This is a genomic window from Micromonospora sp. NPDC003241, from assembly GCF_053589795.1.
The window spans coordinates 81,154-96,547 of the sequence record NZ_JBSFSO010000012.1 but is presented as its reverse complement, the minus strand read 5'-3'; the positions used below and the strand labels follow the sequence as shown (position 1 = coordinate 96,547).

The following is a 15,394-nucleotide window of genomic DNA, read 5'->3' as shown; positions in this document are numbered from 1 at the left end:
GACCGGACACCGCGAACCCGGCTCGGCAAATCGGCTATCCCAACAGCCACGGATGACAAGCGGGGACTTCGGTCGGGCTACCGACAGAAATTTGCATTGCTTCGAGACGCAGTCGGCCTTCTCAAGTCAGAATTCCGATCGCGGTTCAAGCTCCCTCTGGGCAGGCAGCACAAATGCCAGTTCGAAGATCAAGACGGAGTTGACCTTTCGGATGGGTTGAGGACTCCAATTGCATACGTGAGCACGCGGGCCCACATCGGCCGCCTAATACGGATACGCTTCGCATATGTATCGGGCTGTCTGGTTGTCATACCGATGCGGTCCAATGGAAGTCACCCCGCCTTGCCTACGTCTCACTCACGCGGAGTGCACATATGATCGATGCACCTTCAGACCCGTCATGGCTGCCCATCCCGCGGGTTGCTGTTGCGCAGCTCGCAAGCGGGATCCTCGAGTACGCCCAGCAGACCGCATCGGGTGACGCGTTCCGGCTGCCGTACCCGGCAAACCTGCAGCTCGCGCTGGACCGGCTGACCCTGCTCGCCTGGCATCAGGGCGCGCCCGCGCCGGCCAGCGTGGTGGAGCTGCTTCAGCTTGCACAGGAGCCGTTCAGCGACTGGAAGATCGACCTCACCGGCACCGACGTCGACCCTGACGAGGCGCTGCTCATCTACGGCCGCCCGACGGCGGCCTGCGAGGAACTCGGCAGCCTCCGTGGGGATGTCGAAGGCGAGATCCGCGAGAACGCGCTGTTGCGGGCGGTGATGGACAAGTCCCGGGCCCACAACGCACCGCAGTCCTACATCGCGTTCCGCGAGCTCCTGATCCGACAGCCGGCGATCGCGGCGATGGAGCTCGACGCACGGCTGGCCGATCCTGACTTGGCGCTGCTGGCGGATGAGGTGCGGCAGGCGTACGTGGAGGCACCACCGGAGGCGATGGCGGATGGCGTGATCCGGACCTGCGGCGGGTGCAGCGGTCTTCGATTGCCACTGGATGACGACCGGACCTGGGTCTGCGAGGACGAGACCTGCCCGGCACCCGGTACGACCGGGACGGACCACCCCGCCAGCGAGGGCGTGTGGTGGTTGCGGCGTGAGCTCCGCACCTTCATCACCGCACCGGGTCGTGCAGAGCTGCGCATCGCCGACGCGATCGGGAAGCTCGGCGTATCGGTGGCGTTGTGGCCGGACTTCGACGCGTGCGACATCGCGGTCTTCGCGGAACGACCGTGGGTCGCCGACATCAAGGCCTGGCGCAACCCGGTACGGCTGGCCCGACGGCTGCGGGAGCGGCTGTTCACCGTGTCGCCCGAGGCGGAGAGGGCCTATGTCGTCATCGGCCAGGAGCAGGTCAAGGCACATCCGCGGTACGTGGCACGGCTGCGGAAGGCGTGCCCCCAGGTGCGGCCGGGCCAGCGAATCGTGGCGGTCTCCGAGGCGGAGTTCATCGGTGCCGTGAAGCGGCGGGTGGAGGCCGAGGCATGAGGCATATCAACACCATCCGCAACCGCTTCACCCGCGCACTGCGCGGCCACTACACCCCGACCGGCGACCAGCCTTCACCCTCCCGGCTGATGGACACCGAACTGTGCCTGTATCTGCTGGAAACAGTCGCCGCCGACCAGGCCGCCAGCGGAGTACCCGCGTTGCTCGACGGCTACCGGGCGCTGTGGGACTCGGTTCCGCGCCCACCAGCCGACGCGGCGGTCCGGCTCGCCAACGCGCGAGCCCTGCTGTGGCGCAGCCAACGCCCCTACGGGTGGGACGAGTTGCTGCGGGCTTACCGGTCTGCCCCTGAGACAGTGCGGGGTTACCACCTGGACTCGCTCGGCCGACCGGTACGCCGGCAGTGCAGCGTGGCGACCAACCGGTGGGACTGGTACGAGCAGCTACTCACCGAGCCCTTGCCCTTCGCCACCACCGGCGTCCGGTTCGCCGCACCCGGCCGATACCGCATGAGCTCCACGGCGCGTGGTCACGGCCTGACCGTGCCGGACAACCTCCCACCCGCGCCGACTCCGGCTCTGCATGACCTGGCCGTCCGGACGCGTGCACCGATCGAGGTCACGTGGCAGGAGTTGGTGGAGACCGCCCGAGGTATGGACGCCGCCGATCTGCAGGCCGGACGTTCCTCTCACCGGTGGGAGGAACGCCTGCAGGACATCACGCTGCAGGTCCGGCTGGCCGACGACACCTTCGGCGACGCCACGACCCTTTGCATCGACCGGGTCCTGCACATGGTCGGCATGGTCAGCGTCGGCAAGAGCACCCTCGTGGCGATCCTGGCGACCTGGGCAGCGCAGCACGGCCTCCGGGTGACGATCGTGGTCGGCGACAACTCGGCAGCCCTACGCATGGCGCACGAGCTGTCCTGGTACGACGGCGTGGTGGCGGCGCCGGTCATGGGGCAGAACCGCACTCGGCATGCGGAACGGCTGCATCGGCTCCAGCCGCCGGCCCCCGGCCGGCTTCTACCCCTCGAGCCGTACGGGTTCGACCTGGTCAGCACGGCCTGCCCGCTCGATGCGGTCCGAGACAAGGCCACCCCACTTGAGGTACGCGAGGCGCCCTGCCAGCACCTGATCGAGACGGATCCGGACGCGCCGGTGGATGGCTGGCGGGACGGGGCACGGCGCACCTGTCCCCTGTGGCATCGATGCCAGCGGCATGAGGCCGCGCGCCGGCTGGTCACGGCGAACGTGTGGATCGCGACGCCGTGGAGTCTTGTGCACACCCCTGTGCCCGGACCGTTGAGCCACGAGCAGCTGCGGTACCTGGAGGCGGCGTGGCGGCGCAGCGACCTGATCCTGGTCGACGAGGCAGACCAGGTGCAGGCAAACCTCGATGAGATGTTCGCCAGCGCCCAGGTACTGCTTGGCCCCAGCCAGGAAGCGTGGATCGACGAGATCGGGGCGCGGGTGGCGGAAAAGTTGCGTGCAACCGGCCGCGCACCGGTCAGTTCCCGGCAGATCCGGCGGTTCACCACGGCACTGAACCAGGCTCGATCCGCAGCAGACATCATCTACCAACTGCTGCAACGAGACCGGGTTCGCGCCGGCAAGCCGGTATTGAACTGGCTCGACCCCGACTACTTCACCGCATGGACCCTGTTCAATAGCCTTGCTCAGGACTGGGCCGGCTACGCCGCGGCAAAGGGCCGCAGGCCGGACCCCGGCTGGGACAACGATGAGCTCTACAAGCTGCTGCGCGAGCAGTTCAACGCCTTCATCGACGACCCGACCAGAGCATCCGGCGAGGTCGCCGGGGGTCTAGCCACCTTGGCCGAGGCGCAACTGTCCGACACCGAAGAGGAGACGCGGGAAGACGCCGTCCGGCAGTGGCTGACCGAGCTGAGCGATCGAGAGCTGGTCGAAGGTAGGAAGATCGCACCAGCGGAGCTCGACCGCAACGTGTGGCGGCTGGAGCTGGCGGTCGCCGTAGCGGTGATGGCTCACCGGCTCAACCTCATGCTCGCTATCTGGCCGGAAGTCGCGGCCGAGCTGGACATGTTCGACACGCTTCCGGCGGAGGTACGCCGCCCGCCCAGCGACCTCGCCGTCGCGGTACCCGAGTCCCCGATGGGCAACGTACTGGGCTTCCAGTACGTCGAGGACGAGACCGACCGCCGTGATGGCCAGCTGGGCGAGTTCCGGTTTTTCCGCTACACGGGCGTAGGGCGGGCCCTGTTGGTTGGCCTGCCCGACCTATTTCCCGCCGACGGGCCGGGCCCGAACGTACTGCTGTTGTCCGGGACCAGCTGGGCCGGAACCTCGCCTCGCTACCACATTGATGTGCCGGTCGAAGCGATCCTGCGCCCGTCACCGCAAAAACTCGCCGCCATCTCCGAGACCACATTCGCCCTGGACATCCAGCACCAAGGCGAACGGAGTACACCGATCTGGGTGTCCGGCCGCTACGGGGAGGAACGCACGAGCGCCCTGCGGCAGATGGTCGCAGCCCTAACCCAGCCCGGCGCGGGTCCCGGGCGACCGAACCGCCTGGAGCGGGAACGAGCCGCCCTGCCGCCCGGCCGGCAGAAGGTCATGCTGCTGGTCGGCAGTTACGCCGAGGCCCGCACCGTCACCAACGAGCTACTTCGGCGCAAGGCCTCCTGGGAGGGGCAGGTGCGCTGCCTCATCGGCGACGACGAGTTGGAAACTGGCTGGGACGACGGCCACTTGCTGCGCCGCGGTGACGTCGCGGACTTCGGCACCGACAACGCGTGGCTGCTGGTCGCCCCCATCCTGGCCGTCGAGCGCGGGCACAACATCCTCAACAACGACGGCGTGGCCGCCATCGGCGCCGCGTTCTTCCTGGTACGTCCCCACCCACGGCCGAAGGATCTCAGCTACGTCACCCAGCGGATCAACCAATACGCCCTCGAACAACTACGCCCGCACCCGCTCGACGACGACTGCCCGGCACACGAACGCCTCGCAGGTGCCGGCAGCCAGCGACGCCGAGCCGCGCAGCGCCAGTGGCGGCGGCTGCTGCACGCCCTGGTCGCCTACAGCCAGCTCGGCACGGACGAACGCCAACGCGTGGCCTGGACCCAACTCGTAACCATCTGGCAGGTCGTCGGCAGGCTTCTACGCGGCGGCCAAGCCGCGAAGGTCTACTTCTGCGACGCCGCCTTCGCACCGGTCACCGCACGCAGAAGCGACACCGACACCGACCTCGACGACGCCAGCACCAGCCTGCTGCACGGCATGCGCGAGGTGCTCACCCCGTACTTCGAACCCACCGGCGCCAACACCGATCGGCACCTGGTCCAGGCGCTCTACCAACCTCTGTACCGCGCACTCACCAACATGGGAGACCACTGAATGGCACCCCGCTACGACGACCTCGCTGTCACCGTCCTGCGTCTCGATCCCGAAGCCCCGATCCAGCGCACCTACCACCTCATGCGGTTCCCAGGCCGCTGGAAGGAGCCGTTGCGCCGGCTCGCCCAGGCGCAGCGCGGCGGCGACGTCGCCAGCATCCCGATCGCCTCACTCAACGACGCGATCACCGCCCTCGTCCCCGACTGCGTCGTCACGCTTCCGTACGCCGGACGTGGCGACGACGACCAGGAGTGGCTGCTCGCATACCGCGCGGTGAACCCGGCGGCCATCTTCAACCTGGTCGCGGCGTGGGTACGCGCGCAGAAGGGCACCCCGGAGCAGATCTCCCTGACCCTGTCCCAGCTGCACGCAAGCCACCTCACCTGGTCGCCGGTTCACCTCAACCTGACCGGGCCGGAAGATCGACAGCGCGCCATGCGCCTGCTTCCGATGGAGATCGCGGCGACGTTGTCTCGCCCGGGCGCGACTTGCCCGCATAACGAGTTGCGGTTCCTGCGTTGTCCGAGCGCCGACGGCGCGGAGATCATGTCCTGGCCGCCGGAGCGGATCGAGGACCAGACCCCGTTCTCGGTCAAGATCGGCGTCAGCGTGCAGACCCTGCCCACCAGTGATGAGCTGCTGGTCTATCTGTCGTACGGGGTGCGGCGCTGGATGCCCGTGCGGGGCAAGCTCGCCTTCGACCACGGCCACTCGGTGTACCTGGCGCCGACCGTGCCGTATCTGGCCGGCCTGGAGAACTCTCGTCACTTCGGCACGGCGCGGATCAAGCAGGTCAAGGTGACTGAGAGGGACGGCTCAAGCAGCTATGGGCCACGCTGGGACGACGCCCTCGCGAGGGTACTGAAGAAAGCCGGTTGTCTCAATCGCCTGCCCGACCCGCAGCAGCTGGTCGACAAGCCACTGGACTACCTGCAGCGCCACGGCGACGCAGCTGCGCTGGTCTACAGCACTGGCATGCTGTCGGCTGAGAAGGTCAGCGCCGGGCTGTCGGTCGCCGATCGCCAGCCGCTGATGGACTGGGTCATCAACGAGCTCACCCCACACCTCCGTCCGGCCACGGCGCTCCCCCGCGAAAAGTGCACTGTGTACAAAGGGCTTGGCGGCATCAGCGGAAGTCGGGTTTCGGCCACCTATCTCAATGAGATCGTCGGGCCGCGCCTGGACATCGAGTTGCTCACCGACACCGACCGCGCCACACAATACGCCCTCGACCGGCTCGCCACCCGTCTCGGTGTCCCGATGCCCCGTGCCGAGCAGCTTGACGAGGCCGGATCTCACGTCGACCTTGGCGCGGTAACCATCGGGATTCGGCGGCTGGCAGCACCCACGATCCGCGCCGACCTTGACCGGGTCGGACGCCGGCCCCAGGCCGCGGTGGAGGCCCGCATCGCGCACATCGCCGACACGCTCGGCCAGGCGGCAAACCCGACAATCGCCCTGGTCGAGATCGCCCACCCCGACGCGTATCAGGGCCGGCAACGCGGCGACGATCCCAAGTTCGCCATCCGGCATGGCCTGCTGCGGACGGGACGGCTCAGCCAGTTCGTCACCCCGGTTGCCGAGCCGAAGCGTCCCCCTCGTGCCCATGAGGGCAGGGAGCCCTCTGACCCGAACCGAGAGCGGTTCGCCGCCGCCGTCGATGATCTGTTCCGGCAGCTCGGCGTACGCCCCGAACCGCTGCCTGGGCCGGCGCGGAATACCCTGCTCCGGCAGCCTGCCCTCCTGGCCATCTGGATGATTCGCCAGAACAAGGGACGCGTCTGGGGGCTCGCGCGACAGGTCCCGGTCGCTGTGCTCGTCAACCCCACCGGTCAGCATGTGCAAGTCCGTGCGCCCAAGGTGCCCTGGCAGCCTCTGCATACCGGGCTCGTGGACATCGGTAAGCAGTACGTCAACGTGGACCTCAAGTGCGGCCCCGACGACGTGGTCCGGTTCGCCAAGGACGTCATTGATGAGGCCACCAGCGCTTTCCCCGACACCCTGCTGCTCACCCATGCGCAGAACCTGCGCGGCGTCTGGAACACCCTCACCAATGGCCGTATCCAGCTCGACAGCCTCGGCTTCGGCGCCGCTGAACCTCAGCCGATCAGCAAGCTGTCCGGCCTGCGCCATGTGCGCGTTCGCACTGCCGAAGGTGGCGAGACGCCGGAGTGCTACGGCGTGACCGATGATGGCACAGGCCAGCCCAAGGGTCTGTGGCGCTTCCTGGTCCCTCGGGTGTACGGCAGCACTACGGGCAAACCCAGCACGCACTCCGGGGCGTTGAAGGGCATGTCGAAACTGGTCCCCGGCGAGCACAACGGCAAGCTCACTGCCCCGAAGCCAAAGGCCCAGGTGTGGAACCCGCAGTTCATCGAGCTACTTGTGGCGGGACTTCAGGATGGCGACCAGCCCGAGCACTGGGCGGCGCTGGCGCACGAGCTGCGGGATGCAGCACCGTACGTCCGGGGCACCACCGTTCTGCCATGGCCGCTTCATCTCGCAGAGCAGATCGAGGAGTACCTTCTGCCAACCAAGATCACTGACCTCGGTTCGCAAGAGGTTCTCGGGGACGAGTAGGGGCCGTGGCCTCCCTGGCCCTCTCTGGGCGAGGGAGGCCACGACCGCGAGCATCTGCCGCTGGGCCCGGCGGCCTATGCCGATTGCGCTCCGCTGCCCCGCCGTCGGGGTACCACAGCCGCTGTTACCTCGGCGGCGGCGTGGGACAACTCCGGGAGGACGTCGCCGTAGAACTTGGCGGTGAAGTGTGGGCTGGAGTGGCGGAGTCGGTTGGAAATGACTTTCATCTGGACGCCGGCGGCGAGGCCCATGGTGGCGGCGCCGTGGCGGAGGTCGTGAAGCCGGATGGGTGGTAGTCCGGCTTGGGCGGTGAGGTGGTGGAAGTGGTCGGTGACGTCGGCGGGGTGGAGCCGTCCACCGGTGGGCGTGGTGAAGACGAGCCCGGTCTTGGTCCAGGCGGTTCCGGCGGCGAGGCGTTCGCGGTGTTGCCGGGTGCGGTGGGCGCGCAGGACGGTGACAGTTTCGGCGTCGAGGGCGACTGCGGCCTCGCTGTCGCTGGTCTTCGGGGTGTCGATGGCGGTAGCCCAGCCGTGTTGGACGAGTTGCCAGCGGACGGTGAGGGTCTGGTTGTCGAGGTCGAGGTCGTCCCAGTGCAGGCCGCATGCTTCGCCTCGTCGGAGGCCGGTGAAGGTGATGAGGTGGTAGAGGGCGTAGAGCCGGTCGTTTGCGTCGTGGGTGTGGTCGAGGAATCTGCCGGTGTGTTCGGGGGTCCAGATCATGACGGGGCTGGGGGTCTTGCCGGTGTCGCGCCAGGTGCGGATGCGTTGGTCGGTCCATACGGTGGGCTTGGGTGGTCGGGCTGTGGGTAGTTCGACCATGAGGGCTTGGTTGGTGTCGATGTAGCGGTGGCGGCGCATCGCGTCGTTGAGGGCCTTGCGGAGGGTGGCGTGGATCAGGTGCAGGGTCCGGTTGCCGACGATCCGCTGGTTCTTGACCTGGTCGCGCTTCGCGGGGTCGCGGCTGGCGCGCAGGGTGGTGATGGTGGTGTTGCGTTCGGCGATGGCGTCGTACATGGCGTCGATGTGGCCGGGGCGGAGCCGGTCGATGCGCAGGTGGCCGAGGTGCGGGATCAGGTATAGCCGGATGTGCCCTTCGTAGGAGCGCACGGTGCCTGCCTTGATGTTCTTGCGTCCGGCAAGCCAGTCGGTGAGGTACGCCTCCATCGTGGGCAGCTCGGTCGGGGTGATGTCCAGGTGCAGCGCCCGCCGGATCTGATCGGGGGTGGGGACGGGCGCGCCGGTCTTGACGGCGGTTTCGATGAGGTCGCCGGTGGTGACGGTGGTGTGCGGATCGGTGGGATCGGGGACGGCCAGCGCAGCCCGGATACGATCCAGGACCGCGTCGGCGTCGGCCTGGGTGGCGTACGGGCCGTGGCGGAGTGGGCGGCGGGTGCCGTCGGCGCGGGCGGGGATTTCGATCTGCCAGTGCCAGTGGCCGTGGGTGCGGGACCAGCCGCCGCCGGGCCGGCGAAGCTGGGGACAGGAGCGTCCCAGTCGCCGGCCCGTGACGCTGTCGCGGCAGCCGCAGCGTTTGAAGGTGGATCCCTTCACTCGTAGTCTCCTGGATGCTTCGTATGGTGCCGCCAGCGGTGATGGGTGGAATCCGCTGGTGGCGGGGTCGTCGCATCCACGCTCACCTTCGGGTCGGGTTCAAGTCGCCGGCCACCGCCCGCCGGGGCGGGGTCGTCGTGGAGTAGCAGGAGGTGGAGGAGTCCGGCGACCGGGACGATGATGCGGCTGCCAGCGCGGATCAGCGGCGCGGGGAAGGTATCGGTGGCGGCGAGCCGGTAGGCCTGGGATCGGCTGATCCCGAGGACCGATGCGGCGGTGGCGAGGGTGGTGGTCACGCCGAGGGTGCGGACGCGGTCGACGGTCCATACTTCGCTGGCGGGCGTGGCTGCGGTGGGCGTGATGTCTGTCGTGGTGTCGTGCTCGGTGGGGTTCACGTTGGTGCTCATGATTCGGGGTTCTCCTGCCCGTTCAATGGATGTCTGGGATGCGTGGGTTCGAGATGGCTTGCTGGTGGGGGCAGCCTCGTGCCGCCGTACGCGATCGCGTGAGTCGCTTGCTGCCGACTTGATGGCGGTCGTGGTGACAGGCTCACCGGTGGAGTTGAGTCCTGCGGCGCGGGCGGCGAGGTTGCCTCAGCTTTGAGGGTCTTGAGGAGTTCGGATACCCGGGTGTTGGACACGGTGTGGCCTATTCCACGGAGGGCTTCGGCGAGCGCCGCCCGGGTCAGGGCCTGCCCGTCCGCGGCGAGGTGGTCGCGGACGCGGCGCGCCGCCGGCAGCAACTTGGCCACGTCACCAGGCTGCGCGGACCGTCCCCTGCCGGCGTTGCGGTGACGGCGGTTCCGTCCGTGAGGTTGATGAGCGACCTCTGCCAGGCCGCTCGTCCGCGTGGCGGACCGCCGCCCTGCCGTCCCGCCGGACCGCGTCGGCTCGGCCGGTCCGCTCGGGGGCGTGGTGTGCGTGGGCTGGTCCGGCAGGTGGTCCGCGGTCCGGGCGGCGTTGGTTGGGGTCGTGGTGCCGGCGTAGCCGAGGGCGATCTTGACCATGACGAGGAAGCCGAGCGCGGGCACGGCTGCGGCGGTCCAGCCGATCGGTGACGGTTCGGCCTCCACGACCTGCGCGGCCAGCGAAAGGGTGACCGCGCAGGCCAGCACACTCGCGGGGAACACTGTCGAGGTGTGGGCGCGTTTGCGGCGGCGTAGCTCCAGGCCGGAGGCGATGGACATCAGCTCCAGGACGATCGCGTCGGCCCAGGCCAGCCATCCGGGTTGGCCGTGGGCGGCGGCGACGTTGTGGACGTGGGTGAAGCTGGCCGCACCAGCGGCCCCGCCGATCGCCAGCATGATCACGATCTGGACGGCGCCCTCGACGCGGCTGCTGCGCGGACCACCGTCCGGGTCAGACGTCGGTGCGTTCGTGACGGACCACCTCCCCGGACCGGACTGAGGCGAAGGCTCGTCCGCCAGCCAGGTAGAACTGGACACTTACGCGGACGGTCCAGGCGGCGTCGTCCGGGACCGTGATCCCGGAGAGGAAGCCGCCGGACCGTCCGTGGTGAGCGCGCGACCATACCTCTGGCCTGTCGCTGTCGGAAGGGATCGCCGCTCTTCCCGGTCTGTCAGGTCCAGCGGAGCGGGCGCTGACAGACCGGTGACAGTGACCAGGTCTTGCTGTCTCCCGCAGACGCGAGGTACTGTCCGCGGCCGTCTTGGCGCTGCCAGGCATCACGCCGCCTCACCCGCCCGTCCAGCGTCGACGACGTAGGAGGCGAGGTCGACCAACCGCTGCCGCTGCCCTCCCCCGCCCGGGACGGCCCAGACCGCCTCAGCGGGACACAGGCCCGCCATGGCGGCATGGTCGCGGGCGCCGGTCGCGGCCAGCGCCCGCAGCGGCGTGTCGGCGAGCAGGCGGCGCAGATTGGCCACTCGGGCGGCGGAATGCAGCCAGAACAGCACCGGCCACACCCGATCGAGCGTGGCGAACAATTCCCCATAGCCGGCGAGCTTGCCGACCAGAACCGACAACGGCTCCGTCCCGGTGTCGTACTCAACGAAGAACGGAACCGCGACGCTGTCCTCGACCCACAGGCCGTAGCCGTCCGGACGCACCCGCAGCTGGTAAGCCTGCACCAGGACCGGATCCCCACGACGGGTGAACGTGCCAACGCGCTGGCAAGCCGCTTCCGGCAGCCACTGGACCAGCTCGGCGCCGGGGTGTGTGCGGGTGTAGCGGGCAAGGTCGGTGAAGAAGCCGTTCACCCCGAGCCGATGCGCCAGGCTCCGACTCGATGTCCAGCGTCGCCGTTCCACGCGGGCGTGGTCACGCCGCGGTGGGCGCTCGTCCCGGCTCGCCGCGACGACCTCGGCACCCAGCTGGTCGATGACGTAGTGGTACGGATACGAGCCGCCGTCAGCGCGCTGCGGCCGGAACCGGGCCACCAACCGCAACCGGTACAGAGTCCGCAACCGGCGCTGGCAGAAGTCCAGCGACGGGAACAACGCCTCGGCGATCTGGAGCGACGTCAGCACCCCGTGGTCGTACAGCCAGCCCAGCAGGACCCGGTCTCGGTCGGTCAGCTGCGACTGGACACGCAGAACCGGATCATCCATCCACCATCACCTCCTCTCCGATACGTATGGCCTCCCCAGGGGGAGACCCGAGACCAGGACGGGTCTGTCGCAGCACAACCAGCCAGTCCTGACAGACGGGCGGACCTGCGGTGTGAGCGGGAAAAGGGGGTCCGTTCGGGCGTCCGGTTGAAGACTGACCCCAACGGGGACGTCAACCCGGACCCCGGAACGGGCATCAACACGGGATCTGTCACCGCCACCGGCAGAAAACCGGAACACGGTGAGATGGGATGTACAGAGAACACAAAAGCTCCTTGATCGAAAAAGAATGGTGGCGTCGACGTCGCGACGCCGTAGGTGTGCACCGCAGCCACCGGCGGGCGCGGGAGACTGCGGCAAGGCGCACTGTGGAGTTGTCAATGAACACGCCGACCGGCGCACCGGCCGACCCGAAGACGGATCAGGGCAGCAACGACCGACACGACCACCAGTGAGGCGGTCGCGGCAGGGAACAGCGGTAGCAGTTACGGAGGGCAGGGCGGCACAGTGCCGCGCCGGCAGCGGGCTCGCCTCAGCCTGCGAAAGGTGCTCCGCGAGCCGTCGACATCACGACGGCCCGGCGGGGGCGTCGACTCAACCCGCCGGAGAAAAATCCTTCATCGCGAACCCCCTGCCACTCGAACCCATCGACGGCCCGCCACTCCCGAGCCTCGAACGACCGGCGACGCACCCGGAAGGAGCGCCACCAAAACGGCCGATCGAACCCGGCGGGCAAACCGCCACGCGGTCGCGTTCATACCAGTACGCCTCCGCCGGCAGCACCCTGTCAACCAGCATCCCCGGCAATCGATCACGACGTTTCCGGACCCAGCCGGACGCGCTGGCACCCGCCAAGCCGTACTAATCTCCAACTGGACGGACTCCCCGGCAAAAATGGCAGAAAAATCTTGGCCCACCTGCAAATATGTCTCACTTTGTGAGACAGCACTCCCGCTAACCGAGCGGGCCAGGGTAAAGGTCGCCGAGGGCACCAGCGGCGAAGTGGACCCGCATGGCTTCCATGCATCGGGCTGTACTCGGTGTGGCCGACAGCTCGGCACTGGCCCGCCGGGCGGCTCGGCTCGCGGTACACGTTGATCCTGATGGGAGCACCAGGCACAATCGCCGGGTGATCGCGAGCGTGTTCTTCGATGTAGGCGAGACCATCGTCGACGAGTCCCGGGAGTACGGCACCTGGGCGGACTGGCTCGGGGTGCCGCGCCACACCTTCTCGGCCGTCTTCGGGGCGATCATCGCTCGCGGCCTGGACTACCGGGAGACGTTCCAGGTCTTCCGGCCCGGCTTCGACCTGACTGAGGAGCGGAAGCGTCGGACGGCGGCGGGACAGCCGGAGTCGTTCACCGAGGAGGACCTCTATCCGGATGCTCGGCCGTGCCTGGCCGCGCTACGCGAGTCGGGGCTACAGGTCGGGCTGGCCGGCAACCAGACGGCGCGGGCGGAGACGATCCTGCGGGCCCTGGACCTACCGGTCGACGTGATCGGCACCTCGGACGGCTGGGGTGTGGAGAAGCCCTCCGCCGCGTTCTTCGACCGCGTGGTCGCCGAGGCGGGATGCCCGGCTGATCAGGTGCTCTACGTCGGGGACCGGCTGGACAACGACATCCGGCCGGCGCAGGAGGCGGGTATCGCGACCGCCCTGATCAGTCGCGGACCGTGGGGTTGGATCCTTGGTGACAAGGCGGTCAGCGATCGGTGCCTGTTCCAGCTCGACTCGCTGGCCGAGCTGCCTGACCTCGTCCGCAAGCACAACGACTCGGCGCGCTAACTGCCCGGCAGCGCGGCGCGGCCGGCGGTGAGGGCGGCGACGCGTTCGTCCAGCAGGGTGCCGTGTTGGCTGTCACCAAGCAGGGGACGGACGGCTCGGACCCGGTCGAGACCGACGCCGTACCAGTCGTTGTGCAGGGCGTCGACGGCCTGGTTGAGGTAGTCGGCGGCCTTGTCGCCGTCTTGGCCTTGGGCGGTGGCGAGGTCGGCGAGTACGACACTGCGCTGCTTGGCGCCAGTGGCCGTGAGCGCGGCAAGTGCCTGGTTGAGCTGGCCGGCGGCTTCGCTGTGGTCGCCGCCAGCGAGGGCTGCGTATCCCGCGAACGAGTGCAGACGGCCGTTGTCGTAGAAGTCGAGCCATTCGGGCGGGGTGTCGTCACCGTCGACCGCGCCTGCGGCGAGGTCGATGTGGCGGCGGCTCGCGGCGGCGCCTCCGGCACGCGCCTCGACCTCCGAGGCGACGCAATGCAGCCATGACCGGACCATGGGGCTGACGCCGTGCCAGGTGTGCTGGAGGGCAGCGTCGATCAGCGGCCGGGCGTTGGCCGGCCGGTGGCCGAAGGCGGGAACGAAGGCCATGTGGCCGAGAACAGCAGCGGCCAGGGCGTGGTCACCGGCCTCGCGGGTCGCAGCGAGGGCGACGTCAAAGCAACGTTCGGCGACGGCGGGTTGGCTGAGATCGAAGAAGGCGAGCCGAGCGGTGAGCAGCGCGGACTCCGCGAGGGCGGAGGCGAGGCTGGTTCGGCTGCTACCGGTCGCAGCGCGCAGAAGCCCGACGCCGAGCTGGGTGTGGGCGTAGGCAGCCTCGTAGAGCGGCCGGGCCGGACTGGTCCAGTACAGCTCCCGCTGGCACCGCACGATCTGCTGGTACGAGTCGGGGTCGATGGTCTTGCCGTCGGCGTGTGCGGCTTTCGGGTCGAGGGACAGCAGGGGTGCGACCAGGGGCAGCATGCTGGCACCGACGAGTGCGCGGAGCACCGACGCACGGTCCCAACCGTTACCGTTGTCGTCTGCAGTGAGCATGTCCCATAACCTCCTGAACTCGTGCAGATTTTCGGTGTCCGGGCGTACGGCCAGCTCGTCGGAAGTGAGTAGGCCGAGGTCGCTGGCCGGCTTCCCGAAGATCGCGACCAGGTGTTTGCGGTACCGGGGGTCTGGCCACCGCTCGCCGATCTCCCACCGCCGGACGGTGTTGGCGTTGAGTCCGGTGTCGGTCTCTCCAGCGCGGCTCATCTCGGTGCGAATGCGTTCGGTCACCTCCTCGTAGGACCAGCCGCGTTGGAGTCTTTCCCACGCTAGCCGTCGGTTCGAGGGGTAGCGCCGTCCCGCCATCGCGCACCTCCGGGCATCGCCTGTCGACATCGATCACGCTAGCCAGTCCGGCTACCCGTCGTCACCACGTGGTTGCGATTGGACGGGTAGTGGACGGTACCGGTCTGCTGCCGTGGACGGTTCGCTATTGCCGAACATCGAAGCCGCCTGCTCCGGGCTGGCCTCGGTGGTCGCCGACCAGTCCCGTCAAAGGCATGAGGTTCATGGTGGACATGTCGCACCGACCCGACAACGCGTCGCCCCGACCGGACCCGATTGCCACGACGGCGGTCGGCTTCGGTGCCGTGAGGTTGACTCCGCGCCCGCGTACTGCCAACGAGGCTGCGCAGGCGAGTGACCGGCGAGATTTTCCCACTCGCCGCCTCCCGGTTGCGGGCCCGCCAGGCTCCCGGCGGGCCCGCCACACCGGCAGCCGACGTCGCACGCCCGACCGCCGGCCACACCAGCCCGAGCACGGTACGGCGCACGTGGGGGCACAGCGGCGATGACTCTTTACATCTCCCGCCATGCCACGGCAACGACTGCCAACAACTCCACCCGACCGGTCCGTTCTGAACCCGTGCTCACGGCCGAGCGACTCGACCTCCCTCGCATCGACCCGCCCCTGTTCAACCACGTCTGGCAGCGACTTTTCGAGCAGACCATGCGAAAGGAAGAGCAACGATGATGTCTCGGGCCCTTGTCACCGGTGCCGCCGGATTCATCGGCTTGCACCTCGCCGCCCGGCCGGGCGTACGGCTGCCACGCCGC

General features: G+C 68.6%; 10 protein-coding genes. 5 read left to right on the top strand and 5 right to left on the bottom strand.

Translation table 11 applies throughout. The features are described from left to right. Nucleotides 1–374 precede the first annotated feature (374 nt). Genes ACWDVW_RS13005 through ACWDVW_RS12995 form a run of 3 tightly spaced genes read left to right on the top strand, consistent with a single transcriptional unit; the run spans nucleotide 375 to nucleotide 7,408 of the window. The gene (locus ACWDVW_RS13005) at nucleotides 375–1,487 is read left to right on the top strand and encodes a pPIWI_RE_Y domain-containing protein (protein ID WP_117230554.1); all 1,113 of its coding nucleotides are present in this window, start codon (nucleotides 375–377) and stop codon (nucleotides 1,485–1,487) included. After that, on the top strand, nucleotides 1,484–4,828 hold the full coding sequence (locus ACWDVW_RS13000) for a pPIWI_RE_Z domain-containing protein (protein ID WP_449947619.1): 3,345 nt from the start codon (nucleotides 1,484–1,486) through the stop codon (nucleotides 4,826–4,828). Before ACWDVW_RS13005 ends, ACWDVW_RS13000 begins: the two co-directional genes overlap by 4 nt. Next, nucleotides 4,829–7,408, top strand: a complete 2,580-nt coding sequence (locus ACWDVW_RS12995) for a pPIWI_RE module domain-containing protein (protein WP_449947617.1) — start codon at nucleotides 4,829–4,831, stop codon at nucleotides 7,406–7,408. Nucleotides 7,409–7,482: 74 nt separating this feature from the next. Here the strand turns inward: ACWDVW_RS12995 and ACWDVW_RS12990 are convergent, their stop codons facing one another. The 4 genes from ACWDVW_RS12990 to ACWDVW_RS12975 form a co-directional block, all read right to left on the bottom strand. Further along, entirely contained in the window at nucleotides 7,483–8,958 is a 1,476-nt protein-coding gene (locus ACWDVW_RS12990; protein ID WP_449947614.1) for a tyrosine-type recombinase/integrase, read from the bottom strand. Beyond that, the gene (locus ACWDVW_RS12985; protein WP_223884450.1) at nucleotides 8,955–9,365 is read right to left on the bottom strand and encodes a helix-turn-helix transcriptional regulator; all 411 of its coding nucleotides are present in this window, start codon (nucleotides 9,363–9,365) and stop codon (nucleotides 8,955–8,957) included. Before ACWDVW_RS12985 ends, ACWDVW_RS12990 begins: the two co-directional genes overlap by 4 nt. Next, nucleotides 9,362–10,261 carry a DUF2637 domain-containing protein gene (locus ACWDVW_RS12980; RefSeq protein ID WP_449947612.1) on the bottom strand — a complete coding sequence of 300 codons (900 nt, stop codon included), beginning with the start codon at nucleotides 10,259–10,261 and terminating at the stop codon, nucleotides 9,362–9,364. The genes ACWDVW_RS12985 and ACWDVW_RS12980 overlap by 4 nt, the downstream gene beginning before the upstream one ends. 381 nt (nucleotides 10,262–10,642) lie before the next feature. Beyond that, the gene (locus ACWDVW_RS12975; protein ID WP_117230549.1) at nucleotides 10,643–11,527 is read right to left on the bottom strand and encodes a replication-relaxation family protein; all 885 of its coding nucleotides are present in this window, start codon (nucleotides 11,525–11,527) and stop codon (nucleotides 10,643–10,645) included. Between the two features lie 1,129 nt (nucleotides 11,528–12,656). Between ACWDVW_RS12975 and ACWDVW_RS12970 the strand changes: the two genes are divergently transcribed. Further along, a complete protein-coding gene (locus ACWDVW_RS12970) occupies nucleotides 12,657–13,313 on the top strand; it encodes an HAD family hydrolase (protein ID WP_117230548.1) in 657 nt (218 codons plus the stop codon). Here the strand turns inward: ACWDVW_RS12970 and ACWDVW_RS12965 are convergent. Beyond that, on the bottom strand, nucleotides 13,310–14,569 hold the full coding sequence (locus ACWDVW_RS12965; protein WP_449947610.1) for a helix-turn-helix domain-containing protein: 1,260 nt from the start codon (nucleotides 14,567–14,569) through the stop codon (nucleotides 13,310–13,312). The two genes, ACWDVW_RS12970 and ACWDVW_RS12965, sit on opposite strands and share 4 nt — an antisense overlap. Before the next feature lie 559 nt (nucleotides 14,570–15,128). Between ACWDVW_RS12965 and amcA the strand changes: the two genes are divergently transcribed. Then, nucleotides 15,129–15,311: a multiple cyclophane-containing RiPP AmcA gene (gene amcA / locus ACWDVW_RS12960; protein WP_396888481.1), complete on the top strand. Its 183-nt coding sequence runs from the start codon at nucleotides 15,129–15,131 to the stop codon at nucleotides 15,309–15,311. The last annotated feature ends 83 nt before the right edge of the window (nucleotides 15,312–15,394 follow it).